We start from the raw sequence: 25,996 nt of genomic DNA, 5'->3' as shown, positions 1-25,996 counted from the left end.
GGTTATTACCTGTGGCTTTAGCCACATTAGCTTATTTTTGCTACCCGTTATGAGTAACCCAGCACAATACCAAACCAGTTCCGGCCGCGCCCTGCTCCGGGATACAGCAGGCATCGATTACGAACTCGAAACCCTGACCTATACCTTAACCGAAGGCATTGCAGCCGGCACGATGGTCTTCCTGCACGATTCGCTGGGTTGCATCCAGCTCTGGCGCGACTTCCCCCTGCAACTGGCCAGGGCCGCCGGTTATAACGTGTTCCTTTACGACCGCCGGGGTTATGGCGCGTCCTCCCCTTTTTCCGGCAAACCCAGGACCAGCGACTATATGGAACAGGAAGCAGAAGTGCTGATCACTCTATTGGAGCAGCAGGGTATAAGCAACCCTGTCCTGTTCGGGCATAGCGACGGTGGTACGATAGCCTTGCTGGCTGCGGCCAAATATCCCGACCGGATCAAAGCGATCCTTACAGAAGGGGCTCATGTATTCGTCGAAGAAATTACGCTAGATGGGATCAGCCATGTGGCCGAACAGTTTGCCCATACCGACCTGCCGCAAAGGCTGGCACGTTATCATGGCGATAAAACACAGGCAGTATTCGATGCCTGGACCAAAACATGGCTGGCAGATTTTTACCGGGACTGGAATATCGAACACTTCCTGCCCCGGATCAGCTGCCCGGTGTACGTGATACAGGGTACCGCCGATGAGTTTGGCAGTATCGACCAGGTACAATCCATTACCGGCAAGGTATCGGGACCTGCTGCGGCTTATATGGTGCCCAATGCAGGCCATAGCCCGCATAAGCAAAGCAGCCTCTTCCTGGTACAACAGGTACTGCTGTTCCTGCAGGAACAGGGACTCGCATAGCTATACTTTTTAACCAATACTTATCCCTTACTGCTGTACCGTTCCACGGGAGTAATACTTAACTTTAGGCTAAGTATAAGCAAACAGCAGTGGTATGGAACAACTATTCAGAACGGTAAGACAACTGATCGCCGATAAGCAATTCGAAGCGCTTGCAGCACTCGAAATCAATAAACCGGAACACTTCAATTGGGTCAGCGAGATCTTTGAAGGCATTCATGTACAGGACACGCCCGACGCCCCTGCCCTCATCTGGACCGACGGCAGCCAGACCCTTACTTTTTCCTTTGCCGGTATCTGCCGCGAGACCAATAAACTGCTTAATTTTCTACGTGCCAAAAACGTACAGCAACAGGATGTGATCCTGACGCAGATGGCGTTGCAGCCGGTAAACTGGACGGCGATACTGGCTACCATCAAAGGCGGCTTCCGGATGATACCCGCAGCCACCATACTGGGTGTAAACGATATCGTATACCGTTTCCGTACCCTGATGCCCAAAGTGGTGATCGCCGATCCGGATAATGCCGCCAAGATAGAAGAAGCCGAAACAAAACTGGGCGAAACCGTAGCCGTAAAGATCATTGCAGAAGGCAGCAGGCAGGGCTGGTACAGCCTCGAAGATATCGAAGGCGAAGCCGGACAGGCCGAAGCCGCCCTTACCCGGGCAGACGATCCCTTATTCCTGTTCTTTACCTCCGGAACCACAGGTATGCCTAAGGTAGTTATACATACCCATCTCAGCTATCCCTTCGGCCATCTTACAACGGCCTCCTGGATTGGTTTACGGCAGGGCGATATCCACTACAATATCTCGCAGCCCGGCTGGGCCAAGTTTGCCTGGAGTAGTGTATTCGCGCCCTGGAATGTAGGCGCGGCAATATTTGCCTACCACAGCACCGCACGCTTCCATGCCCGCGATACACTTTCGCTGATCGAAAAACATGGTATTACCACCTTCTGCGCCCCGCCTACCGTGCTGCGCATGCTGATCCTGGAAGACCTCAAAGCCTTCCGTTTTCAATTCAGGGAATGCGTGGCTGCAGGCGAACCGCTCAACCCCGAAGTGATCGAAACCTGGCAGGCAGGCACCGGTATACTGATCCGCGACGGTTTCGGCCAGACCGAGAGTACCTGTATCGTAGCCAACCTGCCGGGCAACAAGGTTAAATTCGGATCGATGGGTAAGCCTACTTTTCTTTATGATGTCGTAATCGCCGGCGACGACGGCAAGCCACTCCCTCCAAACGAAGAAGGCAATATCTGCGTAGATATGACAAAAGGCAAGCCCAACGGCATTTTCATCGATTACTTCGGCAATCCCGAAAAGAACCAGGAAGTATTCCGGCATGGCCTGTATTATACGGGGGATAAGGCTTACCGCGACGAAGACGGTTATATCTGGTTTGTAGGCCGCGATGATGATGTGATCAAATCATCCGATTACCGGGTGGGGCCATTTGAAGTGGAAAGCGTATTGCTGGAGCACGATGCCGTGCAGGAGTCGGCCGTAGTAGGTAGCCCGCACCCGGTCAAAGGCTTCGAGGTAAAAGCCTTTATCGTACTCAATACCGGTTTCGATGCCGGCGAAACATTGGCAGAAGCCTTGTTTGCCTACGCACGCAAAAGCCTCGCACCTTATAAAATGCCGCGCCTGCTGGAGTTCGTAACCGAACTGCCCAAAACGATCAGTGGCAAGATCAGGCGGGTAGAGTTAAGAGCCCGGGAGGCCGAAGGAAAAGCCAGGGGCATAAACCCGGACCAGGAATACGGCTACAAACGCTCCTGAGCAGGGCGGGTATGCCGGTAAGGTTTAAATTTGCAGGGACCGGCCTTTACAGCGCCGGCCTAAAAACAAAGCCCATGACTACATTTACCGCTACCATACACCAGTTCGACGAACAAGGCGACAAGACCGGCTGGACCTATATTATTGTTCCCGCAGACATCGCGCAGGAGTTGTATCCCGGCAACCGGAAAACCTTTCGCGTAAAGGGCAAGCTGGACCAGTTTGCGATCCGGAGCATCGCAGTACAACCTATGGGCGACGGCAGCTTTTTAATGGCCCTGAATGCGGGCATGCGCAAAGGCATCGGTAAAAGAAAAGGCGCCTCGCTGAAGGTAGCGCTGCAACAGGATGACAGTCCGCAGGAGATCGTGCCCGAGCTGCTGGAATGCCTGGAAGACGAACCCGGGGCCCTGGCCTACTTCCAATCGCTGGCGCCCTCGCACCAACGGTATTTCAGCAAATGGGTGGAGAGCGCCAAGACCGAACCGACCAGGGCCAAACGCCTGGCCATCTGTGTCTCGGCCTTGTCGCGCAAAATGGAATACGGCCCTATGATCCGCGAACAGCAGGCCAAAAAGGAAAGCTAGTTATACCCGGACACTCTGCGGATAATGGAACAGGTCGTCCTTATCGTATTTGCGTTTTACAGTTTGCAGTTTTACATAGTTATCGCCGTAGTACTGGGTCTCCCAGTCTTTAAAATTGATATCGGGGTAATTGCGGTAATGCGCCCGGATACCGCCGTTGCGGAACAAAGTTTGTATCTCTTCAAAAGCCTTTACCAGCGCACCTTCCTGGCTGGCATTATCCCAGTAGGCCTGCAACTCGCCCAGGTAAGGCAGGCTGCGGTGCGGGTAACAGGATTGCTTTTCAAACTCCCTTTCGTTGATATTGCCCCCCAGCGTGTTGACCTGGAATACGATGCCTTTGTACGTCGTAACCAGTTTAAACAATTCTTCTTTTACCTGTAGTATATCGTCCTTGTCTTTATACAGGCCGGCGGAAGCATTCTTGAAATAGATAGGCCCCTTACGGCCGTAGTAGCGGCGCATAGCCTGCGGTAATGGTGCGTTCAGCGTAGGTTTCGTGCTATCGGCAAGCGCAGTGATGGGCGCGATCTTCTGTGCAAAATCGGGGTAGCTTTTATACGTTGTAATCAGTACCGTAAGCGTATTACCGTTCAATACATACGCCGCAAAGGCCTCCAGCGGCAACTGCCCGCTTACCTCGAACCATGCGCTGAGCGTGCTTTCAAAACGTTCGGCCGTCATGTTACGGAACTTCAATACATAACTATCGAACAAGGGCGGCATATCATGCGCCTTGAAGCGGAACGAAGTCACCACGCCGAAGTTACCGTTACCTCCGCCTTTACAGGCCCAGAGGAGATTAGGATCATCTTCCGAACGGATCACATTGCCCGCCCCGTCTACCATACGCAACTGCAGCAGGCTATCGCAGGTAAGGCCATACTTACGGCTGAAAAAGCCGTAACCTCCGCCCAGCGTCAGTCCGCCGATACCCACCGTACCACAGGAGCCTGCCGGTAACAGTTTCTTTTTCGGGAAGAAGGCATCCTGTATTTCCTGCAGGATACAACCGGGTTCCACCTCCACTTCATCGTTGCCAAGCCATTTTATTTTTTTCATCTGCGACAGGTTAATCACCATCCCCCCGTCGTTGGAGGAGAAGCCTTCAAAGCTATGCCCGCCGCTCTTAACCGCTACCTTCAGGTTTTCTTTGGCCGCTTTACGCACAGCGTATTGCACGCCCTTTTCGGTCTTGCATACCGCGATGTATTTCGGCAAATGCTGGATCCGCTTATTGAACGCCATGTTATAACGCTCGTAAGCGGCATCATTACGGCTCAGCAGGATCATGTCCTGGTCTGTTATCTTCAGTTCTTCCGGGTCGTCACCGGCCTTTGCCGTATCGTCGCCTCCGGTGTGACCGGATTCTTTCGCATCGCTACTCTTGCTGTCGAAGCAACCGACCAGGGGCATAAAAACAAGGCCCAGGCCCAGTATACGCAGGAACTCTCTTTTAGTATAGGTTTTACTCATGGCGGATCAGATCAGGACCGGGAAAGCGCGGCGCTTTCCCGGCGGGGTTATTTTACATTATGGGCATTCTGCCATTCCCGGTATTTGTTGGCATTTACCTCCTGCTCCTGCAGGGTAGCTGCATAGACGTGGTAACCCGGGCGGGTGGCGTCGGCCACGAAATAGATAAATTTATGTTCGGCCGGGTGCAGTACGGCTTCCAGGGCAGATGCATTAGGCATACAGATCGGGCCGGGGGGCAGTCCTTTATACCGGTACGTATTGTAAGGCGATTCTATCGCAAGGTTTTTATAATAAACCCGGTTGATCTTACGCGTAAAGCCTTCCGCTTTTTTCATCGCGAAAATCACGGTCGGATCGGCGTCTAGTTTCATACCTACTTTCAGGCGGTTCAGGTACAAACCCGCCACGCGGGGCTGCTCGTCCGGCATAGCCGATTCCAGTTGTACGATCGATGCCAGGGTCGTTACCTGCATGGGATTCATATTACGGTCGCGGGCCAGTTGCTGCCGTTCTTCCGTCCAGTATTTATCGTACTGGCTTTTCATACGTTTTACAAAGGCGGCGCCACTGGTATTCCAATGGAAGTTATACGTTTCGGGAAAGAAAAAAACGAGCATATTGGCCGTATCATAACCCCGGGTAAAATCGGCGGTTGTAATCGCCGCTACCAGTCCGGCGGAGTCGGTTTCGAGGAAAGGTCCTACTTTTCCCGCCAGTTCATAAATGCTGGCATAGTTACCAATGCGGATCGAGATCTCGTCCTGGTCGCCAATGCGTAGTTTATTCACCAATTCATTATTACTTTCCCCCTTTTTGATGCTATAACGCCCGGGTCTGATCCGGCTGTTATATTTCTTCTGCCGGGCCAGCCAGTCAAAGCTTTCCGGGTCGTTCAGCAGGGGACGGATCGAGTCGAGCACCTGGTTGTAGCTGGCATTGGTAGGGATATAAAGTTTACCGGTCTCTTTTACGTTAGGTGCAAACCATTTCTTGTAATAATAATACCCGAAATAACCGCCCAGAACGAGGAGAACGGCCAGCAACAAAGCCATGTACCGCCCGGAATTTTTGTTTTTTTTCTTTCTTCTGGCCATTTTTAATGCCTTCTTTTAATTCAGGCGACAAAGATAAGGCGAAGGATTGAGTATTGGGTGGTGAGTATTGGGTAATGAGTATTGGGTAATGAGTATTGGGTAATGAGTATTGGGTAGTGGGTAGTTAGTGTTGGGGGGAGGATGTCCTGCTGAGCGCAGCGAAGCAGTTCATCAGTTAGCTGGCTTTGCTGATCGCAGGCTAACTTGCACATAGACTCCCTCCGTTAAGATCCTTCGCTGCGCTCAGGATGACAGAGGACTCTGCTGGATACTTAGCGCGTATTCCGGCTTATACTCCCATTAATTGCGCTCAGGATGACAATACGCTTATAGAGATTGCTTCAGGCTTATCTGCACGCCTACTCCCTCCATTAAGATCCTTCGCTGCGCTCAGGATGACAGAGGACTCTGCAGGGACTTAGGCCGTATTCCAGCTTATACTCCCATTAATTGCGCTCAGGATGACAATACGCTTATGGTAATTGCTTCAGGCTTATCTGCACACCTACTCCCTCCGGTAAGATCCTTCGCCGCGCTCAGGATGACAACAGGCGCTTGCTGGATGCCAGGGGCGTATTCCAGCTTATACTCCCGGCAATTGCGCTTAGGATGACAATGGGCTTATGGTAATTGCTTCAGGCTTATTTGCACGCCTACTCCCTCCGGTAAGATCCTTCGCGATGCTCAGGATGACAATGAACACTTCAACAATTCAAAATTCAAAACTCAACATTCAAAATTACCTACTACGCTCAGGATGACAATGGACTCCTTCTAAAATCTCAAATCTAATATCTAACATCTCAAATCTCAAATCTAATATCTAACATCTAATATCTAACATCTCATATCTCAAAACTCAAAATTCAACACTCAAAAATTACCGCTCCCCCTATAAAACCTGCAATTTTGACAGTCTATTTCCTTAACTTTGCTTCCTTAAATTGACGGTATGTTAGAACTGGAGACCAAAACGGTGGTGGAAGAGCGCCAGGGTGAGGCCTATGCACCATTTGCGAATGACCCCAATAAATATTCTAAAAAATTCTATATTGAAAGTTACGGTTGTTCGATGAACTTCAACGACAGCGAGATCGTAGCTTCTATCCTGCAGGAAGAAGGCTTTGGCGCCACTACCTTCCTCGAAGAGGCCAACCTGATCCTGCTCAATACCTGCTCTATCCGTGAAAAAGCGGAGCAGACCGTACGTAAACGCCTGAACATATTCCGTTCCTATAAGAAAGAACGCCCCAGCCTGCTGATCGGCGTACTGGGCTGTATGGCCGAACGCCTGAAAGCCAAGCTGCTGGAGGAAGAACAACTAGTAGATATGGTGATCGGCCCTGATGCCTATCGTAGCCTGCCCGGTCTCATTGCCGAAGCCGAAGGCGGACAAAAAGCCGTGAATGTGTTGCTGAGCCGTGAAGAAACCTATTCGGACATTGCGCCGGTAAGGCTGGATACCAATGGCGTTAGCTCTTTTATCAGCATTATGCGCGGTTGCAACAACATGTGCACCTTTTGCGTAGTGCCCTTTACCCGCGGCCGCGAACGCAGCCGTGACCCGCAGTCTATCCTGCGCGAAGCCCAGGACCTGTTTGACCGCGGCTACCGCGAAGTAACCCTGCTGGGTCAGAACGTGGATAGCTATTATCATACCACCAGCGGCAGCGAAGACGTAACCACCTTTGCCAACCTGCTCGAAATGGTAGCACAGGTAAGTCCTTTGCTCCGCATACGTTTCAGCACCTCGCATCCTAAAGATATTACCGACGATGTATTGCACACGATGGCGAAGTACGACAACATCTGCAAATACATTCACCTGCCGGTGCAAAGCGGCTCTACGCGCATCTTACAGCTGATGAACCGTACCTACACCCGCGAATGGTATATCAAAAAAGTAGACCGCATCCGCGAAATCATTCCCGGCTGTGCCATATCCAGCGATGTTATTTCCGGCTTCTGTACCGAAACGGAAGAAGATCACCAGGAAACCCTGAGCGTTATGGCCTACAGCAAATACGAGTTGTCGTATATGTACGCCTATAGCGAAAGGCCCGGAACACTGGCCCAGCGCCGTTATGCAGACGATGTACCCGAGGAGGTGAAGAAACGCCGCCTGACAGAGATCATCGACCTGCAACGTGAGCTTTCGGCGCAGCTCTTCGAACAGGAAGTAGGAAAAACTTTTGAAGTGCTGATCGAAGCCGACAGCCGGCGCAGCGCCGACGACTGGAGCGGCCGGAACACGCATGGCAAGGTCATTGTATTCCCCAAGGAAAACTATAACCTGAAGAAAGGCGATTATGTACAGGTTAAAGTACATAAAGCGACATCCGGTACACTGATCGGTACCATCGTACCCGGTAACCAGCACTGATCCTGATTACCGGCGCTACCTTACAGATGAGGCAGGACCAGATTGAATAATTTTCCAGAATCAAGAAACGCATTACTATGACCGGCCTAATTCAAAAAAGCGGCAGGAGTAAAGAGATCATCTTCCTGCTTTCCCTGAGTCTGCTCTGTTTAGCGTTATCCATTTTCCGGTGTGTGTATACCGGTAGCAAGATGTTCCTGTTCCTGAACTGGAACCTGTTCCTGGCATTCATACCCTGGCTTACCGGTATATTGATCCGTCTGAAGCCGGAGGCACAACAGCATAAAGGATTAATGGCCGGTTTCGTACTGTTATGGCTGGCCTTTTTCCCCAATGCGCCTTATATCCTTACCGACCTGTTTCACCTCAGGCGGCAATCGGAAGTGCCGATCTGGTTCGATCTTACCCTGATCCTTTCTTATGCCTGGACGGGGCTCCTGTTCGGCTTTTTCAGCCTGATCGATGTGCAGTCGGTACTGCAGCGTTTCCTGCCGGCTAAAAAGGCGGCCATTCTACCGGTAATCCTTCTTTTTCTATCCGGCTTTGGCATTTACCTGGGCCGTTATCTCCGCTGGAATAGCTGGGACATCATACAGCAGCCGCTTGCGCTGCTTACGGATATCAGCAACCGTTTTACCGACCCGGTCCATCATCCCAGAACCTGGGGCATGACTTTTTTCATGGGTCTTTTGCTGAATGTCATGTTCTACTCCTTTAAAATGATACGGAGCAGGCCTTTTTAATTTTTCGAAAAACGATACGGCAGTCCTGCCCGGAAAGCCGTTCCCAACTTAACTTGAATCCATGGATGTACAAAGCATAAAAAACAGGTTTGGCATTATCGGCAACGACCCGCAGTTGAACTATGCGCTGCAGGTAGCGGAGCAGGTAGCCAATACAGACCTGAGCGTATTGATATTCGGCGAGAGCGGTGTAGGTAAAGAAGTATTTTCCCAGATCATTCATAACCTTTCTTCCCGCAGGCATAATCCTTTTATCGCCGTCAACTGCGGCGCCATACCCGAAGGCACGATCGACTCCGAACTGTTCGGTCATGAAAAGGGTTCCTTTACCAGCGCCAGCGACCAGCGTAAAGGTTACTTCGAAACGGTAAGCGGCGGTACCATATTCCTCGACGAGATCGGTGAAATGCCCATTGGCACCCAGGCACGGCTGTTGCGTGTACTGGAAACCGGCGAATTTATCCGAGTAGGCTCCTCCAAGGTACTAAAGACTAATGTACGCGTTATTGCAGCCACCAACAAGGACCTGCTGACGCTGACCCAGCAGGGCAAATTCCGCGAGGATCTTTACTACAGGCTCAATACGGTACCGATACGGGTGCCCGCCCTGCGCGAGCGCCGCGAAGATATCCCGATGCTGTTCCGCAAATTCTCCGGCGATTTCGCGGAGCGTTATAAAAGTCCGCCGATACAGCTCGACGAAGCAGCCAGGCAGATGCTGATGAGTTATGGCTGGCCGGGCAATGTACGCGAACTGAAAAACATCGCCGAACAGATATCCGTGCTGGCCAAAGACAAAACCATTACGGCCGAACAGCTGAGCAACTTCCTGCCCAACCGCGATACCGGCACCAGCCGTATGCCTGCGCTTGTACCCGGACATGTACCCTCGGTAGGCGCCGGTAGCGCTGAAAGCGGCGGTAGCAGCACCACAGAGCGGGAGATCCTCTATAAGCTGTTCTTCGATCTGAAGAAGGACATGAACGATGTCAAGAAAATGATCTTCGAACTGGCGCATCACCAGGGCTTCAGCAACCCCGCACCAATAAGCGGCGAACACCTGCTGCCGACCTACGAAAACAAGATACCCGACAATACCTTCAATACCCCGGCCATTACCAATTACAACAATGCGGCGGAGCCTAAAGCCCCCGCCCCCTTTGTGATCCACCAGCCGGGTGATGTGGTCAACCACCATGAAGAAGTGGAAGAATCCTTGTCACTGATCGACCGCGAAAAAGAATTTATTGTAAAGGCATTGCAGAAGCATAAAGGCAAACGTAAAGATGCCGCGCATGAGCTGGGCATATCGGAGCGTACGCTGTACCGCAAAATAAAAGAATACGATATCGAAGAGTAATAGCAAAAGATAATGCCGGGGCACAGGTCCCGGCATTATCTTTTGATCCATAACCGGCTTTGTTACTAAGGTGTTTATGTTGCCGCCTGCGGTTTTTCTTTGCCGGTAAAAGCCTAGTTTTGTACCCTAAAAATTATCTTGTATGAAACGTTTTTTCCTTACTTTCCTCGTTGGCGGCGGTCTGGCCCTGAGCCTGCATGCACAGGATCTGAAACTGCCCGCACCGAGTCCTACCGCTACTTTAAAACAGGATTTCTCTACTTCTGCCATTGAAGTAAACTACAGCCGCCCTGCCCTGAGAGGCCGTAAAGCCTTTGGTAAAATAGTACCCTTCGGCGAAGTATGGCGTACGGGTGCAAACAACGCTACCAAAATCACTTTCGGCGAAGACGTAAGCCTGAAAGGCAACGTGGTTAAGGCTGGCACCTATGCGCTGTATACCATTCCCGGCGAAAAAGAATGGAAAGTGATCATCAATAAAGGCATCGGCAACTGGGGCACTTCCGGTTTCGACGATAAAGATGACATAGCCCAATTTACCGTACCTGCTGCACGCAATGCAGAGAAGGTAGAATCCTTCACGATCTCCATCGATAACATTACCAACAAAACATGCGACCTTGTGCTGGCCTGGGAAAATACCAAAGTAACCATCCCCGTTACTGCCGACAACGACAAACGCATTACCGATTACCTCGAGCAATCGATCAATACCCCACGCCGCCCTTACCAGCAGGCTGCCAACTATTACCTCGAAACCGGTAAGAACCTGGACAAAGCCCTGACTTATGCAGACAAGGCTATTGAAGAAAATCCGAAAGCATTCTGGATCTACTGGCTGAAAGCCCGTATCTACCAGAAACAAGGTAATAAAACAGAAGCGATCGCCGCCGCAAAAAAATCGGCCGATGCTGCTGTAGGTACGCCTTATGCAGAAGAGTACAAACGCAATGCCGACAACCTGGCTGCTGAAATGAAATAATCAAACGTCGCATAAGCAACGCAACAAGCCTTCCGTAACAGGAAGGCTTGTTTGTTTTTCAGAAACGTAGTCCTGCCGACAGCGTATAAACCGCGCCATAGGCATAACGGTATTTATTGGGAAAGCGGTCCGGGTCATGGCTTTTATAATCGAAGCGCAACTGCTCGTAAGCCGCAGTAATGGCATTTTTACGATCCAGCAAATTGGAGACTCCCAGATCTATGGATAATGCCGCATACCGCAGCCTGTGCTTACCGGGCGGACGCAGGTAACAGGTTTTGCCGGCCGAAAGATCCAGCATAAAAACTGCGGGCAAACGCTCCTGTTCCAGTATACGCAACCCTTGCGGGCTACCGGGTGGAACAAGCCCCATAGCAGCATCGGTACGCCGCGCCGGGTTAATAGCCGCATAGTTATCAGCTGCCGCCCGGCAACGGATACCGGCACGGATATAACGCGGCAGGCGAAAATCGCAGGCCAGCATATAAACCGACTGCGGGCCCGGCAGGTAATAATCTTTAAGATAAGCCACCTGGCTCGCTGCAAGACCTGCCGTGTCATTGTCTTTATAAATACGCACACCGGGCCTGGAACGATAGACTGCGCGCAGCTTACAGGCCGCCGCTGTAACCGACATAAACCCGGCTACCCGTAAAGTAAGCGCCAGTTCTATACCGGCAGACCGCGTGGCCATGCCCTGCATAACATAATTTACGAAGCTGCGATAATCCTCATGATAGAAACGCCGGATCGAAGTGAGTTGATAACGGTCCGTGGTAAAAAAGGTAAGCGTACCGGTAAGCCTGCGTGTATGCAGCTTGTAACCCGCTTCCATGGCTCTATAGCGGGCAGTACCGGCACCTCCGGTTACTACGGTATTACGGCTGCGCGGGGCAATAAATACATCGTCAACCGCTGGTGGCGTACTACCGGCAGCAGCGTTAATAAACAGCGACTGGTACTTGTCCAGGCTGTACCCGATCCCGGTATGGATATGCCAGGTAACATATTGCTGCTTATCCGAGGGGCCATAAGAGTCGAAAGGGAATAAGCCGGTACGATACAGGCCTTCGCGCTGGTACGCATCGTATACCAGGCTACCCGCCAGGAACAGGTGCAGCCTTCCCGGGTTATAATCCAGCGTCAACCAGCCGCCGGCCCTGGTGCTGCGCATGATGTAGCGGTAGCTGTAAGCCTCTCCGGGCAAAACTTCTCGGTCGGGATCGTTGAGGTCATTCTGGTTATAAATGACGGTACCGGCATAAGCCTGTTCTGCAAAGCGATTCACATTTACGAAATAATCGCCGCCCAGCAGGTCCAGCAGTTTGCGGTAATTGGTTGTTTGTAAGCGGTCGTAGTTAAGACCGGCCCGTAACCTAAGCTGCACATACTGTTTGTGGCCGTATGCAGCCAGGCTCAGCTGTTTTAGACCGGCCATGTCTTCGGCCAGTACATAACCCGAGCGGCGGCGCAAGGCAGCAAGGCCATTGCCCAGGTTGGCGGCATACATCTTTGCCCAGTCCAGTTGCCGGGTTGCCGTATCGGTACGCCATGCTTCGCCGATGCGGGCCGCTGTGGCCGGGTCATTGCTATAGGCGCTGGGCATATTGCGGTAATAGTCGGGGCGCGGGTCGGGCGCATCATACCAGTCCAACAACGTGTTACCGGTATTACCCGCGCGGAACAAGGCCACCAGGTTGATACAACTAAACGTATCGGGTTTATACACATAATGCAGCAAAGCCAGGGGCGTATGCATACGGGCAATGCGGGCCGAACGTTGACGTCCTTCCTGGTAACCCCAGGCGGGGTTGTAATAAGGCGTACCGGCGAGGTTTATGGCCTCTGCCGTGGCCGCTACCGACTGCCCGCTCTCCAGCGGCATGATCAAGGTACTGAGATGCAGCATAGAGCGGCCGCCGATACGCCGGCTCAATGCCGCATACAGGCTGTATTCGCGGTAGGAAGTACCGGGCACATAACCTTCGCCTGCGCCGCAATACCCGCCCGATAAGGCGAAGGCCCAGCCTTTGGACGTCATGCCGGTTGCATGGCTTAAGCGGATGCGGTTAGACCAGCTGCCATCCGACCGGCTGTAGATGATACGCGTTTGCCGGCGCTGATCCGCGGCTGTTGCATAAACCGATGTTGCCGTGCCGGGCAGGCCTGGGGGCAATGCACCGGGATCAAGGCTGTAGCCTGTTACAGCGCCAGTTCCCAGCGTCGCCATCATACGGAACAATACCCCGGAACCGCCGTCATTCAGTTCCAGGCCATCGAGAAACAGGCGCTCCTGGTCGCGTGCATAACCGCGAAAGCGGTACCCCAGTGTGCTCCAGGCCCTCAAAGCCGCACCGGTAGCATCGCCTGCCCCACTACCGATTACCGGCAGCAAAGCCTCCTCTTCTGTAAGTCCCGGTACATCGGCCATCCAGGCCAGCACATCATCGCCGCCCAGGGCTGGAGCCGGTACCCTAAGGTCACCCAGCTGCACCGTATCGAGATCGACGGCTACACGGAAGGTATCGTAGCGCTGTAGTGTGCCCCGCACCAGCAACAGGTGATTACCGTAGGGTATTTGTGCTATCGAAAAGCGGCCCTGCTGGTCGGTAAGCAGCCCGAGCTTTAAGCCGGGCAATACCAGCTCATAGGCACCAGGCGGGCTTTCCGGCGCTGCGCAGCGGATACGGCCCTGTAACAAAGCCTCCTTGCCCGCAGGCTGCGCATAACCGGTACCCTGAACGGCCATGCATACATACAACCAAAACATTTTCATAAGCTACAGCATTTAACTACGTTAAAATTAAATACCGGGCCAATATTTAAATTATTACAAATACTTATTTTAAATAAAAACCATAAATCAGAAAACGGCCTGTTTAAAGGGCCAAAATTTCAGGAATCGGCGCCATAATTGTACTTTTGAACGATTAATAGCAAATCCATACATGACAAACACAAGTACTGTCCTAAAACCATTGTTCGAAGAAGATAATGTCCGGGCGCTCGAAGCTATCGACCGGGCACAGATGATCGCGTTCGCGCCCTATGTATGGGAAGCCTCCCGCCTGCTACGCGACAAAGGCATTCTACACGTTGTGGAAGCCGCACGCGGCGGTATCAGTATCGCCGATGTGGCCGGCAAGGTAAACATGTCGCACTACGGGGTACGCATCCTGCTCGAAGCCGGCCTCGGTATCGGGTTGGTATACCGCAGGGAAGGCCTGTACTTCCTGGCCAAGACCGGCCATATCCTGCTCAACCACGATATGACACGCGTCAATTTCGACTTTATGCGTGATGTATGTTATAAAGGATCGGGCGCATTGGAAACATCGATCGAAAACGAAAAACCCGAAGGCCTTAAATCGTTGGGCGACTGGGGTACCTTGTACGAAGGTTTATCTGTGTTCCCCTCTCCTGCGAAAGAGAGCTGGCTGGCTTTCGATCATTATTATTCCGACAACGCGTTCCCCGAAGCCCTGCCCCTGGTATTTGAAATACCACCGGCAAGGATGCTCGATATCGGCGGCAATACCGGCAAATGGACCCTGCAATGCCTGCAGTACAACCCTGATGTACAAATGGGCATCGTAGACCTGCCCGGCCAGCTGAAGATGGCGGCCCGGAATATAGATGCCGCGGGCTTTACCGGCCGAGTATCCTACCATGAGCATAACGTGCTTAACCCGGAGCTGGAGCTGCCGGCAGGATATGATACCATATGGATGAGCCAGTTCCTCGACTGTTTTGCCGATAAAGAGATCGTAGCCATACTGGAAAAATGCCACCGCGTGTCCGATGAAAATACCCGCATCTTCATCAATGAAACCTTCTGGGACCGGCAACGTTTCCCGACTTCGGCCTTCGCCCTGCAGATGACCTCGCTGTACTTTACGACGATGGCCAATGGTAACAGCCAGATGTACGACAGCGCCGTATTCTACGACCTGGTCGATAAAGCAGGTTTCCGGATCGTAAGACAGCATGACCTCATAGGCCTGAGCCACACGATCATAGAACTGCGTAAAAAGTAAAAGAACAACCTGAAAACAACCCCTGACAACATTTTAAATTACTCCGCAAGGAGCAGCATATGATTACAACTGACGTATTGGTTATCGGAGCAGGACCATCCGGGACGGTTGCTGCAGCCATTATTAAAAAGGCGGGCTTCGATGTCCGTATCGTGGAAAAACAACAGTTTCCCCGTTTCGTGATCGGGGAGAGCCTCTTGCCCCGCTGCCTGGATGCCCTTACTGAAGCGGGCTTTATGGATGCGCTTAAAGCGAAACACTTCCAGGAAAAGACCGGCGCCAAGTTTGTACGTAATAACGATATCTGCGATTTCACCTTCGAAAAACAACATACCGACGGTCTTAAATATGCCTGGCAAATGCCCCGCGCCGACTTCGACCTTACCCTGGCCGACGAATGCCAGCGCATGGGTATCGACCTGTCTTATAAACATGAAGTAACAGCGATAGAGATCGCGGAAGATGGCAGCAGCATTACCACCATACAACCCGAAGAAGGCGAAGCCTACCAGGTGAAGGCCCGCTTTATCGTAGACGGAAGCGGCTATGGGCGCGTGATCCCTCGTTTATTCAACCTCGAAAAACCCTCTACACAACCTGCCCGTAAAACGGTATTTGCCCATATGACCGACCCCAAAAGGCTGGAACAGGAAGAACCCAACCGCATCGTGGTGTATGTGCACCGCCCCGACTGCTGGGTATGGACCATTCCATTTGCCACAGGCAATACCTCGGTAGGTTATGTATCCAACCCAGAATTCTTCGAACCTTATACCGGCACACCGGAAGAGCAGTTCAGGGCGATGATCGCCGCAGAACCAGCGCTGCATAAGCGTTTTGGCGATGCGGAACTGATCTTTGAACCCCGTACCCTGCAGGGCTGGAGCGCTACAACCGACACCTTCTGGGGTAATGGTTTTGTGCTTACCGGTAATGTAACCGAGTTTCTCGACCCCATCTTCTCATCGGGTGTAACCCTGGCTACGGTGTCGGCGCAGCTGGCTGCCAAACTGGTGATCCGCCAGCTAAACGGCGAAACGGTAGACTGGCATAAAGAATATACCGAACCCACCATGCAGGGCGTTAATGTATTCCGCACTTATGTAAACAGTTGGTACGACGGTACTTTATTCAAGATCTTCTTTGCGGAAAACAAAAGTGAAGAAGTGAAAGAGCAGATCTGCAGCGTACTTGCGGGTTATGTATGGGACCTCAGTAACCCCTTCGTAAAGAACCACGAGAAGTCGGTAAAAACGCTTGCGCGTTTCCTGGATAACACCATCGCAACATCCTGAGCCATTTCTTAACGTATCTTTGCATACACGATTAAAATTGAACCTCATGAAAAAATTTATGATACTGCCCGTAGCGGCGATGTTACTGCTCTCCTGCAAACCCGGCACCGACAGCAACGCCGAAGCGCCGGCAGATAAAGACAAGAAAGAAGCGAAGGCAGGCGGCAAGAAAGACCCCGTATGCGGTATGGACTACGATACAACCTGGACGGAGTTTGCCGTAAGCAATACGGATACGACCTGGTTCTGCAGCCCGCATTGCAAAGAAAGTTACACCGCCAACCCGGCCAAGTACAATAAAAAAGAAGATAAAAAAGGTTAAGTACCCCGCAACGATTTATGGATAAAGACGCGCAACGGTGCGTCTTTATTGTTTAACTATGAACAGAGCAGAACAATACATGCAACGCTGTATCGCGCTGGCGCTGAAAGGCGCAGGCAGTGTGGCGCCCAACCCGATGGTAGGCGCGGTGTTGGTGCACAACGATACCATTATCGGCGAAGGCTGGCATATGCAGTACGGACAGGCGCATGCCGAAGTGAATTGTATCCGTTCCGTTGCGGCAGCGAACCGTAAACTGATACCGGAGAGCACGATCTATGTAAGCCTGGAACCCTGCGCCCACTACGGCAAAACGCCGCCCTGTGCCGACCTGATCATCAGCGAAGGCATCCGGAAGGTGGTGATCGGCTGTACGGATACTTTTCATAAAGTGGCCGGTGAAGGCATCCGCAAGCTGGAGGCCGCCGGTATCCATGTTACGAACGGTGTGCTGGAAGCCGCATGCCGCGGGCTTAACAAGCGCTTCTTTACCAACCAGGAAAAAAAACGTCCCTATGTGATCCTGAAATGGGCACAAAGTGCCGATGGTTTTATAGCGCCGCCCGAAGGCCGGAAAGTAATGCTGTCTAACGAACTGACGCGGCGTTATGTACATAAGATGCGCAGTGAAGAAGCGGCGATACTCGTAGGCTACCGTACCGCCCTGCTCGACGACCCGGAGCTGAATAACCGCTATTGGAGCGGCCCACAGCCAGAACGGGTGGTACTCGACCCCGAGCTGCGGTTGCCCGGTACCCTGAAACTGTTCCGGGGCCCGCAAAAGACATTGGTACTGAACCATCATAAAGATGCGACGGAAGGACAGGTACAATGGATGCGGATAGCCGGTAAAGACAACCAGGCCAAAGCGGTACTGGAAGCCTTAACCGGCAGGGCTTCCGTAATCGTAGAAGGCGGCACACGCACCCTGCAACAATTTATCGATGCCGGGCTCTGGGACGAAGCCTGTGTGATCGAAACCCCGGTCGTATTGCAGGAAGGTACAGCCGCTCCCCTGCTCCACCATCATCTACCCGGAAGCCGGCTCCGGCTGGGCTTCGATCAAATTCAACATTATACCCATGCAGATACCTGAAGATTACCTCGAAAAGAATAAGGCGTGCTGGAACAAACGCACGTCGGTACATATCGGTTCCGATTTTTACAATGTCAAAGGTTTCCTGGAAGGCACCACTTCGCTTAATGATACCGAACTGGAACTACTCGGCGATATCAAAGGCAAAAGCATCCTGCACCTGCAATGCCATTTCGGCCAGGACAGTCTTTCGCTGGCCAGGATGGGCGCAAAAGTAACAGGGGCCGACCTTTCGGACGATGCCATAGCAAAAGCCCGCGAACTGAATGAACAATTGCAGCTCGACGCCACCTTTGTATGCTGCGACCTGTATAGCCTGCCCCAACACCTGCAAGGTCAGTTCGATATCGTATTCACCTCCTATGGCACCATAGGCTGGCTGCCCGACCTGCAACGCTGGGGCCAGGTAGTACGGCATTTCCTGAAACCCGGTGGCCGGTTTGTCATGGTCGACTTTCATCCTGTAGTATGGATGTTCAACAGCGACTTTACCGGTATTGCCTACAACTATTTCAATACCGAAGCCATTATAGAACAGTCGCAGGGTACTTATACCGATCGCGAAGCCCCCATAGCTTACGAAGAGATCGGCTGGAACCACAGCCTTGAAGAGCTTTTCAGCGGCCTGCTCAAAAATGGGTTACGCATAAGCGACTTCAGGGAATACGATTATTCCCACTACAATTGCTTTGCCCATATGGAGCAGATCGCCGACAGGAAATACCACATAGCGCCCATGGGTAATAAATTACCGCTGATGTATGCCATCGTAGCGGAAGGATAGTAATAAGAAACGAACGGATAACACGGAGTACAACAATATGCAACTAACCTATAAAACGATTACCGGCAAGTCCTATGCGGAGTTTAAAGACCGGGGCAGCAAGTTTCACGGCTACGCTTTCCCGGTACGCAATGCAGAGGAGATAAAAGCCAGCCTGCAGGCATTGAAGAAAGAACACCCCAAGGCCGTGCATCATTGTTATGCTTTCCGCCTGGGTACCGATGGCCTGCAGTTCCGGGCCAACGACGACGGCGAGCCATCGGGCAGCGCCGGCAGACCCATACTGGGCCAGATCGACAGCGCGGGCCTTACCAATATTCTCGTTGTAGTGGTCCGCTATTTCGGCGGCACCCTGCTAGGCGTACCCGGCCTGATCAATGCCTATAAAACAGCAGCGGCCGATTGTATGGCTATGGCCGAAACCGTCGAAAAGAACGTGGAGGCCATGGTCGAACTCGAATTCGATTATTCCCTGCTGAACGAGGTGATGCAGGTACTGAAGCAGAATGACGCCACGGTATACAAACAGGAAATGCAACTGTTCTGCAACATGCAGGCCGGCATTCCACTGGTCCATAAAGAGGCCAGCCTTAAAAGGCTGAACGACATCCATGGCCTAGAAGTGAAGCTATTGTCTTAAACAGGAATGCGGTATTACCGCTTACCGCCACGGGGGCTTTGCTGGTGCAGCAGGGCCCTCGCGGCTTTTATCATTTTCTCTTATCATGCCATTAACCTATACGCGCCGCAACTTTAGCGATTTCCCTTTACTTTTGTAGACATTCGTAAAACCGCTTAAATCTTCTTCGTGGAAACAGTCTGTATACCCTACCAGTCTACAACCTTCTTTTCTGACCTGATCGCCGATTACCTGGATCAGAAAGACAGCCTGAAACCGTTTTATGCTTTCAGCCCTGATGAGAACGGCCTGAAAGCAGCCATAGCACAGCGTAAGCAAATGGCTACAGACCGGGCCACACTGGTACAGGTATTGAAGAAACAGTACGAAGGATACGCGGTACACCCGAAGGTAACAGCCAATATCGAAAGCCTGCTCGACGAAAATACCTTTACGGTATGTACGGCCCACCAGCCTAACCTGATGACGGGTTATCTCTATTTCATTTATAAGATCATACACGCCGCCAAACTGGCCCGACATCTCGAAAGCCTCAGCACGGCAGAGCGTTTTGTACCCGTGTTTTATATCGGTTCGGAAGATAACGACCTTGAAGAACTGGGCGTATTCCGTTTTAATGGTATCCGGTTTCGCTGGCAGACCGAGCAGAAAGGCGCCGTGGGCCGTATGTCGGCCAAAGACCTGCAACCCTTGCTGGGTCAGCTGATGGCGCAGGTAGGGCCTCCCGGTCCCTTTGCCGACCGGCTTAAGGAAATTATCCTGCACGCTTATAGCAAAGAAAATACGATAGCCGCAGCCACGCGTTACCTGGTCAACGAATTGCTGGGCGCCTTTGGCGTAGTGGTACTGGATCCCGATGATGCGGCTTTGAAACGCGCCTTCCTGCCGGTGCTGAAAGAAGAGCTGCTGCAACCCAAATCTTTCGACCTGGTAAAAGCGCCGTCCGATGCGCTGAACGAGCAGTATAAAGCACAGGCTTTTGCCCGCCCGATCAACCTGTTTTACCTCAGGGACGATATCCGAGAAAGGATCGAAAAAACATCGACCGGCTGGAAAGTAGTCCGGACCGAGATTCACTGGAATGAATCGGAATTGATAGCCGAACTGGAGCAACATCCCGAACGGTTCAGTCCCAATGTGATCCTGCGCGGCCTGTACCAGGAAACCATATTACCCGATGTAGCCTTTATCGGTGGCGGCAGCGAAGTGGCTTACTGGTTACAACTGAAACCGGTGTTCGATCATTATAAAATATTTTACCCGGCTGTTATTTTACGGCAGTCTGTATTGTGGATAGATAAAGCATCCTACGCGCTGCAACAAAAAATAGGACTGGGTAACGAAGAGCTGTTTGAACCGGCAGAACAACTGGTAAGGAGTTTTGTAAACAAACACACGAACAAAGACCTGCAGCTGGAAGATATGCGCACGCAGATGATACGCGTATTTGACCAGATCAAAGCGAAGGCTACCCATATCGATGTGACCCTGAAATCGAGCGCAGAAGCCGCCCTGACCAAAATGCGCCACCAGTTGGATACGATCGAGAAGAAGATGATGCGTGCCGAAAAGCGCAATATGGCCGAACAGCTGAACCAGATCTATAAACTCAAAAATAAACTGTTTCCCAACGGCTCGCTGCAGGAACGTTACGATACCTTTATGCCCTACTACCTGGAGCGCGGTCCTGCATTCTTCGAAGACCTGATGACGGCTACACTGCCCCTTGGTAATGAATTCCTCCTGCTGCGCGAGGTTTAAAAAAAATTAAAAAAAATTACCCGAAAAACTAGGCAATTTAAAAGCTGTCCTTTACCTTTGCACTCCGTTCAGCGAAAAGCGGTACGGTAAGAAACAATCAATCAAGGAGGCATAGCTCAGCTGGTTCAGAGCATCTGCCTTACAAGCAGAGGGTCCGCGGTTCGAATCCGTGTGCCTCCACAGAGTAAAGTTGTTATTTTTTTGATTGTTTCCGGAGGCATAGCTCAGCTGGTTCAGAGCATCTGCCTTACAAGCAGAGGGTCCGCGGTTCGAATCCGTGTGCCTCCACAACATAAAGTTCTTTTTTGATTACCCTTCGGGAGGCATAGCTCAGCTGGTTCAGAGCATCTGCCTTACAAGCAGAGGGTCCGCGGTTCGAATCCGTGTGCCTCCACTCCCAAAACAAAAAGCCGCTCTTAGAGCGGCTTTTTTGTGTTTTGAGGTGTTAGATATTAGATATTAGATGTTGGATAATAGATATTAGATGTTAGATGTCATGCTGAACGTAGTGAAGTAGCTCACCGATTAGCCGGCTTTATCAGAGGAATACTATAGTCCTGCTGATCCCAGCAAAGCATCTTATCGACTAGATGGCAAGCAGAAAAGTCGGGAAACTCCGGAATACTTACCCTGATTTTTTATTCTTCTTTGTCTTAATACAAAGAAGAATAAATCAAGACTGTAGAAAAAGTGCTAAAAATGCCTTGTACGCCTAAAAGAAATATTCCGGGCAGTAATAAAAAATGGACGAAGGAATGACGAACAAACTAAAGTAAAAGGCCAGACTGTGAGAACTGTATTTCTTTCTATACGGCGTCCTGCAGCATTTATTCGCTGTATTTTTATTTTCTTATTGGTGCTCATGAGCGCTACGCGGTTTATTGACGCCCTTTTTCTAAAGGTCGGTATGTTCGGTTGTTCCTGACTTGACGTCCTGGCAGTGCATGCAATAGGCGTTGTGCAAAGCATGCCTACGAGGTTAGTGACCAGATGTTACGACCAATACGCACCCGTTCGCTGTGTCGCAGCGCCGCTATTGACATAGCCTATAAATTCCCACTACGAACCGCATAATGCGCCTTACGGACATTGCGGGGATATCAGGATTTTTTTTTGCTCGCTGCGAGATCCGCGCCGCCGCGAGACCTTAATTAAATATAGACCCGTAAGCCACACAATCGACCGACCGATCTTAGAAAAAGAATCCCCGGGAAGTTCTACTTGATCCGGAATGCTATGGTCCTGCTGAGTAAAGCGAAGCAGTACAACTGTTCGTAGCGTCCGGCTACGAACAGTTGTGCTTAAAGCTTATAACTTGTCCAGGTCGGACTTTACGACTACATCGACGTTTTGAAAAAAGAGCGCCTTAACCGATGAAGGTAGACGGATCGCATAGTCTTTGGTCTCTACCATGAAATTACTTTCAACACGGCTCTTACCGTTTTTAATATAAACCGTGATCGGGATATCGGCCTGCCGGGTAACACCATGAATCGTTAAACTGCCGGCGGTTTTTACTTTATACACACCGTCCTTGTTCCAGTTTACTTCCTTGCTGCTGAATGTGCCGTTATAACTGGCATGGGGATACTTTTCGCTTTGCATATAATACAGGTGGAAACGCTGTGATGTATAATCGTTGATCCGGTCGGGCAGCGATTCGCTGTTGAAGCGGAAAGCCTGCACATCGACCCGTACCTGGAAGGTACCTTTGGCGATATCGATGCTGCCTGTAAGACTCTTATTGTTTGCAAGTAGACTGCCCGCAGGCGCTTCCAGCCTGAAAGAAACTGCTGCATTTTTAAAGTTCAATACCTGTGCACGTACAACACCCAGGCTGCCAATCAAAATAAGGAGAGCTAATAATTTTATTTTTTTCATTTGGAAAGTTTTTTTGCGATAAGAAATTTTTACTTGACTAAGGAAAGAGAACCTTTGTAATAATGCTTTTTATGATGGGTACCGGCTTCGAAAGAAAGCTCATAGAAATAAGTGCCCACATCTGCAGTTTTACCATTGTGCATACCATCCCAGCCTTTAAGGATATCATCTCCGTTATAGATGAGCTGCCCATAGCGGTTGAATATCCTGAGACTGCCACCGGCAAGCAGGCAACCTCCCTGAACTACCGGCTGGAACACATCATTCAGTCCGTCGCTATTGGGCGTGAAAGCGTTGGGCACTACCGCATAACATTCGCACAGCTCCCGCGAAACATTCATCGAACCGGCTCCACTGCAGAATTCGCTACGGACCACTACGGTATAGGTACCGGTATCGGTTACCCTGATCGAAGGATCGGTGTCGCCGGTACTCCACCGCACGGCTACACCCGGAGCACCCTGTGGAATATTGGCATTGAGTATAAAAGAGATTTCATCATTCATACAAAAGACTTTGTTTTCGCCCAGGTCCTGCTTGAAGTTGTAAACATGCACCTTGGCCGTATCCGAAGCCTCGCAACTCTCTTTGGTAAGCTTTACCCACACCGGGTCGCTGCCCTTTACATAAGTACTGCCCTCCGTAGCGCCGGTGCTCCATTGGTAGCCATAACTACCGGGATCGGGGATATTTACATCTATCTTCACGGAGTCGTCGTAACAGGACACTACATCTTTCAGATCGAAGGATATATCAATGTGTCGCACAATGAAAGTATCCGTCCGGGAATGACAGCGATCGAAATTGATGACCCAGTATTTACCCGGCCCTGTGATGGACCTTACCGGGTTACGGCTGCCGTCATCCCAGAGGCAGGAGTCAAAGCCGGATGCCGCGGTGAGCACCACTCCCTCCGGGAAAGCCCCGTTGAGATGGGCCGAACAAACGAGGGTATCTTTATAATTATTACCCGTTGTATCCGGATCGGGCGCAAACACCACCTGGTTGGGGAAGGTATAAAAGAGCTTGTCCGGCAGCGGGATCACTTTAGGATTATAGGCACAGCCCAGCCCCGGCGCATCGGGTTTATCGATCACGCCCAGCCATACCGAACTACCGGTAGGATCGCCCCCCCGGGTAAAGGCTCCCGGGTCGTTGTTAACGTAGATCTTATCGTTATAAAGCCGTAACGTACTGAACTCGGAAGTTTTTACATTATCATCTATGATGGTCTTGGTTCCAGTAATGGTTGTTGCGTTATAACTCGATACATCGTATTGGAGCAACTGGTAATAAGCATAAGGCGATATGGTAACCGAATCCATATCCTGTATTATCGGGAAGCCAACGGCCGTCCCGTTGCCCAGGCTGTCGTATACGCTATTATGTACCATATACAGCTTGGAGTTATCGGGCGAGAATGCCACCGATGCCGTCTGCAGGTTTTCATCGACCACGATGCCGTCGGAAACCACGCCGGTTGCGGGATCGAACTTGCACAACAGCACGCCGCTTACCCCATAGGTAATACCCGTAAGACAAAAGGGCACAAAATTGGCCACGGACAACAACCGGCCGTTGGGCGCAACCGACATGGTGGTACGGGTGCCGTAAGCCGCCATATTGTCCAAAGTACTGAATGTAGGGCCTAATGGCGTCCCTAGCAGGCTGCAGGCTATATTACACACTGCCGGCCCCTGGAGCTGGTTACCCGTGGTAGACAATACCGGGTTAGGATCCAACCCGTCTTCGGTAATATGATACGCTTTAAAGACCGGGTTCCCGTATTCGTGCACCAGCAACCATACATCACAGTTACTGCCCTGCACGGCAATCATAGCGCCGCTCAGTGCATTGGTATCCAATACAAGATTCTTCGATCCCGTAACGATATTGCCCTTATTGTTGTCCAGGCGCATATCTACAATGGAATAAGTAAGCGGGTCGGGCATAATATTCAGTTCGTCTTCTTTCGCGTTCAGCACGAATACATAATACCGGTTGGTATCTTTCGGAAAAGGCACGACACAAGTACTTTGCAGGGTCGAGTTACCGATCAGCACCGAAAGCTCGCCGGGATTACCGCCCTTCAGGCCGGCTCCGTTGGGCATAACCAGGTTATTGGCATTATACACGCTTACCCCATCGGTATAAAAAAGCATCTGCCCCTGGCGGTCGGCCACACTGGAAGTACCATACAAGGGATCGTTGCCCAGCACGTATAATAAACCCGGTATATTCATACCGCCTGTAGCTGGAGTCAACGCGGAAGTAAACGTGGCGGGCGGGCTCACATTGAAGTTCAGTCCCGTTTTATCGCCCAACGCCCACATGCTGTTTGCTTTCAAGAATTTCTGGGTATTCATAAACCCGGGCTGCGCACCGACGCTTCCCCCCAGCAACAGACAACAGACCAGGAGAAGCAACAGGTGACGATGTCGTAATTTTTTCATATCATCTTATCTTTTTTAAAAGTGAAAAATATTGGGTTCTGCCCGGGCATTAACGCAAACAAGCAAACTCATAATTAATGAGCACTATCTGCTGCGCTAATCATACATGTACCAGGAAAGACGGAAGGGAGTTTAAGAAAGAAAGCCGTTTTGCACTATTTTACGCATGATTTTGCAGTATTTTGCAGAAGAGCACTTTTTAGAAGACATCATAAGAGAATAGCTAACCCGTTTAAAAATAACATAAAATAACCGGTCCAAATCTACAATCCGGCTCTGTAAACAGGGGACAATTAATGCTAAAAACAACAAATAATATAATATTAAGATGAAACAATAAAAATATCGATGGTATACAACATATACAACACAATATGCCCCGGGCATGCCGGGCCCCTGGTTTTCCATTTAAAAATAAATGCAGGTGAATAGGCCGCTT

19 protein-coding genes and 3 tRNA genes are annotated in these 25,996 nt (G+C 51.1%); 17 read left to right on the top strand and 5 right to left on the bottom strand.

Going from position 1 to position 25,996, the window contains the following annotated elements; translation table 11 throughout:
* Positions 1 to 49 precede the first annotated feature (49 nt).
* The 3 genes from B0I18_RS12885 to B0I18_RS12875 all read left to right on the top strand — a co-directional run bounded on the left by B0I18_RS12885 (position 50) and on the right by B0I18_RS12875 (position 3,247).
* Entirely contained in the window at positions 50 to 871 is an 822-nt protein-coding gene (locus B0I18_RS12885) for an alpha/beta fold hydrolase (protein ID WP_106523128.1), read from the top strand.
* A 94-nt stretch (positions 872 to 965) separates the two neighbouring features.
* Positions 966 to 2,660 (top strand): acetate--CoA ligase, encoded by a 1,695-nt coding sequence (locus B0I18_RS12880; RefSeq protein WP_106523127.1) that lies wholly within the window; start codon positions 966 to 968, stop codon positions 2,658 to 2,660.
* Between the two features lie 74 nt (positions 2,661 to 2,734).
* Complete coding sequence (locus B0I18_RS12875) at positions 2,735 to 3,247, top strand: YdeI/OmpD-associated family protein (protein WP_106523312.1); 513 nt, start codon at positions 2,735 to 2,737, stop codon at positions 3,245 to 3,247.
* Here B0I18_RS12875 and B0I18_RS12870 read toward each other — a convergent pair whose 3' ends face one another.
* Together B0I18_RS12870 and mltG are read right to left on the bottom strand one after the other, a co-directional pair.
* Complete coding sequence (locus B0I18_RS12870) at positions 3,248 to 4,723, bottom strand: FAD-binding oxidoreductase (RefSeq protein ID WP_106523126.1); 1,476 nt, start codon at positions 4,721 to 4,723, stop codon at positions 3,248 to 3,250.
* Between the two features lie 47 nt (positions 4,724 to 4,770).
* Positions 4,771 to 5,778 carry an endolytic transglycosylase MltG gene (gene mltG / locus B0I18_RS12865; protein WP_181358455.1) on the bottom strand — a complete coding sequence of 336 codons (1,008 nt, stop codon included), beginning with the start codon at positions 5,776 to 5,778 and terminating at the stop codon, positions 4,771 to 4,773.
* Between the two features lie 994 nt (positions 5,779 to 6,772).
* Between mltG and miaB the strand changes: the two genes are divergently transcribed.
* The 4 genes from miaB (at position 6,773) to B0I18_RS12845 (ending at position 11,288) form a co-directional block, all read left to right on the top strand.
* Positions 6,773 to 8,203, top strand: coding sequence for a tRNA (N6-isopentenyl adenosine(37)-C2)-methylthiotransferase MiaB (gene miaB, locus B0I18_RS12860; RefSeq protein WP_106523124.1), 1,431 nt, complete (start codon positions 6,773 to 6,775; stop codon positions 8,201 to 8,203).
* Positions 8,204 to 8,280: 77 nt separating this feature from the next.
* A complete protein-coding gene (locus B0I18_RS12855; protein WP_106523123.1) occupies positions 8,281 to 8,946 on the top strand; it encodes a DUF1361 domain-containing protein in 666 nt (221 codons plus the stop codon).
* A gap of 61 nt (positions 8,947 to 9,007) precedes the next feature.
* The gene (locus B0I18_RS12850) at positions 9,008 to 10,306 is read left to right on the top strand and encodes a sigma-54 interaction domain-containing protein (protein WP_106523122.1); all 1,299 of its coding nucleotides are present in this window, start codon (positions 9,008 to 9,010) and stop codon (positions 10,304 to 10,306) included.
* Positions 10,307 to 10,448: 142 nt separating this feature from the next.
* Complete coding sequence (locus tag B0I18_RS12845; protein ID WP_106523121.1) at positions 10,449 to 11,288, top strand: DUF2911 domain-containing protein; 840 nt, start codon at positions 10,449 to 10,451, stop codon at positions 11,286 to 11,288.
* Between the two features lie 58 nt (positions 11,289 to 11,346).
* Here B0I18_RS12845 and B0I18_RS12840 read toward each other — a convergent pair whose 3' ends face one another.
* A complete protein-coding gene (locus tag B0I18_RS12840) occupies positions 11,347 to 14,064 on the bottom strand; it encodes a peptidase associated/transthyretin-like domain-containing protein (RefSeq protein ID WP_106523120.1) in 2,718 nt (905 codons plus the stop codon).
* 172 nt (positions 14,065 to 14,236) lie between these two features.
* Here B0I18_RS12840 and B0I18_RS12835 point away from each other — a divergent pair, with 172 nt between their 5' ends.
* From B0I18_RS12835 to B0I18_RS12790, 10 genes are all read left to right on the top strand, one after another.
* Complete coding sequence (locus B0I18_RS12835; protein WP_106523119.1) at positions 14,237 to 15,325, top strand: class I SAM-dependent methyltransferase; 1,089 nt, start codon at positions 14,237 to 14,239, stop codon at positions 15,323 to 15,325.
* 59 nt (positions 15,326 to 15,384) lie between these two features.
* Positions 15,385 to 16,620 carry an NAD(P)/FAD-dependent oxidoreductase gene (locus B0I18_RS12830; RefSeq protein WP_106523118.1) on the top strand — a complete coding sequence of 412 codons (1,236 nt, stop codon included), beginning with the start codon at positions 15,385 to 15,387 and terminating at the stop codon, positions 16,618 to 16,620.
* Positions 16,621 to 16,666: 46 nt separating this feature from the next.
* A complete protein-coding gene (locus tag B0I18_RS12825; protein ID WP_106523117.1) occupies positions 16,667 to 16,942 on the top strand; it encodes a YHS domain-containing protein in 276 nt (91 codons plus the stop codon).
* Between the two features lie 58 nt (positions 16,943 to 17,000).
* Positions 17,001 to 18,038 carry a bifunctional diaminohydroxyphosphoribosylaminopyrimidine deaminase/5-amino-6-(5-phosphoribosylamino)uracil reductase RibD gene (ribD, locus tag B0I18_RS12820; protein ID WP_106523116.1) on the top strand — a complete coding sequence of 346 codons (1,038 nt, stop codon included), beginning with the start codon at positions 17,001 to 17,003 and terminating at the stop codon, positions 18,036 to 18,038.
* Entirely contained in the window at positions 18,025 to 18,822 is a 798-nt protein-coding gene (locus tag B0I18_RS12815; RefSeq protein WP_106523115.1) for a class I SAM-dependent methyltransferase, read from the top strand. The genes ribD and B0I18_RS12815 overlap by 14 nt, the downstream gene beginning before the upstream one ends.
* A 37-nt stretch (positions 18,823 to 18,859) precedes the next feature.
* Positions 18,860 to 19,462: an IMPACT family protein gene (locus B0I18_RS12810; protein ID WP_106523114.1), complete on the top strand. Its 603-nt coding sequence runs from the start codon at positions 18,860 to 18,862 to the stop codon at positions 19,460 to 19,462.
* Between the two features lie 168 nt (positions 19,463 to 19,630).
* Positions 19,631 to 21,223: a bacillithiol biosynthesis cysteine-adding enzyme BshC gene (bshC, locus tag B0I18_RS12805; RefSeq protein ID WP_181358454.1), complete on the top strand. Its 1,593-nt coding sequence runs from the start codon at positions 19,631 to 19,633 to the stop codon at positions 21,221 to 21,223.
* A 105-nt stretch (positions 21,224 to 21,328) separates the two neighbouring features.
* Positions 21,329 to 21,403 (top strand) — tRNA-Val (locus B0I18_RS12800).
* Between the two features lie 33 nt (positions 21,404 to 21,436).
* A tRNA-Val gene (locus tag B0I18_RS12795) sits at positions 21,437 to 21,511 on the top strand.
* A 31-nt stretch (positions 21,512 to 21,542) separates the two neighbouring features.
* Positions 21,543 to 21,617: transfer RNA gene (locus B0I18_RS12790), tRNA-Val, on the top strand.
* A gap of 914 nt (positions 21,618 to 22,531) precedes the next feature.
* On the opposite strand, the gene B0I18_RS12785 is transcribed toward B0I18_RS12790, so the two are convergent.
* Complete coding sequence (locus B0I18_RS12785) at positions 22,532 to 23,104, bottom strand: YceI family protein (RefSeq protein WP_106523112.1); 573 nt, start codon at positions 23,102 to 23,104, stop codon at positions 22,532 to 22,534.
* A gap of 29 nt (positions 23,105 to 23,133) precedes the next feature.
* Positions 23,134 to 25,557 (bottom strand): T9SS type B sorting domain-containing protein, encoded by a 2,424-nt coding sequence (locus B0I18_RS12780; protein WP_106523111.1) that lies wholly within the window; start codon positions 25,555 to 25,557, stop codon positions 23,134 to 23,136.
* Between the last annotated feature and the right edge of the window lie 439 nt (positions 25,558 to 25,996).

This window comes from Taibaiella chishuiensis (genome assembly GCF_003014535.1).
GTDB classification, from domain to species: domain Bacteria; phylum Bacteroidota; class Bacteroidia; order Chitinophagales; family Chitinophagaceae; genus Taibaiella; species Taibaiella chishuiensis.
Note: the sequence above shows the minus strand (reverse complement) of the source record. Positions and strands in the feature narration are given on the sequence as shown.

Coding starts and splice junctions, on each gene's coding strand:
- B0I18_RS12885 (WP_106523128.1), top strand. CDS start 50: ATGAGTAACCCAGCACAATACCAAACCAGTTCCGGCCGCGCCCTGCTC.
- B0I18_RS12880 (WP_106523127.1), top strand. CDS start 966: ATGGAACAACTATTCAGAACGGTAAGACAACTGATCGCCGATAAGCAA.
- B0I18_RS12875 (WP_106523312.1), top strand. CDS start 2,735: ATGACTACATTTACCGCTACCATACACCAGTTCGACGAACAAGGCGAC.
- B0I18_RS12870 (WP_106523126.1), bottom strand. CDS start 4,723: ATGAGTAAAACCTATACTAAAAGAGAGTTCCTGCGTATACTGGGCCTG.
- mltG (WP_181358455.1), bottom strand. CDS start 5,778: ATGGCTTTGTTGCTGGCCGTTCTCCTCGTTCTGGGCGGTTATTTCGGG.
- miaB (WP_106523124.1), top strand. CDS start 6,773: ATGTTAGAACTGGAGACCAAAACGGTGGTGGAAGAGCGCCAGGGTGAG.
- B0I18_RS12855 (WP_106523123.1), top strand. CDS start 8,281: ATGACCGGCCTAATTCAAAAAAGCGGCAGGAGTAAAGAGATCATCTTC.
- B0I18_RS12850 (WP_106523122.1), top strand. CDS start 9,008: ATGGATGTACAAAGCATAAAAAACAGGTTTGGCATTATCGGCAACGAC.
- B0I18_RS12845 (WP_106523121.1), top strand. CDS start 10,449: ATGAAACGTTTTTTCCTTACTTTCCTCGTTGGCGGCGGTCTGGCCCTG.
- B0I18_RS12840 (WP_106523120.1), bottom strand. CDS start 14,064: ATGAAAATGTTTTGGTTGTATGTATGCATGGCCGTTCAGGGTACCGGT.
- B0I18_RS12835 (WP_106523119.1), top strand. CDS start 14,237: ATGACAAACACAAGTACTGTCCTAAAACCATTGTTCGAAGAAGATAAT.
- B0I18_RS12830 (WP_106523118.1), top strand. CDS start 15,385: ATGATTACAACTGACGTATTGGTTATCGGAGCAGGACCATCCGGGACG.
- B0I18_RS12825 (WP_106523117.1), top strand. CDS start 16,667: ATGAAAAAATTTATGATACTGCCCGTAGCGGCGATGTTACTGCTCTCC.
- ribD (WP_106523116.1), top strand. CDS start 17,001: ATGAACAGAGCAGAACAATACATGCAACGCTGTATCGCGCTGGCGCTG.
- B0I18_RS12815 (WP_106523115.1), top strand. CDS start 18,025: ATGCAGATACCTGAAGATTACCTCGAAAAGAATAAGGCGTGCTGGAAC.
- B0I18_RS12810 (WP_106523114.1), top strand. CDS start 18,860: ATGCAACTAACCTATAAAACGATTACCGGCAAGTCCTATGCGGAGTTT.
- B0I18_RS12785 (WP_106523112.1), bottom strand. CDS start 23,104: ATGAAAAAAATAAAATTATTAGCTCTCCTTATTTTGATTGGCAGCCTG.
- B0I18_RS12780 (WP_106523111.1), bottom strand. CDS start 25,557: ATGAAAAAATTACGACATCGTCACCTGTTGCTTCTCCTGGTCTGTTGT.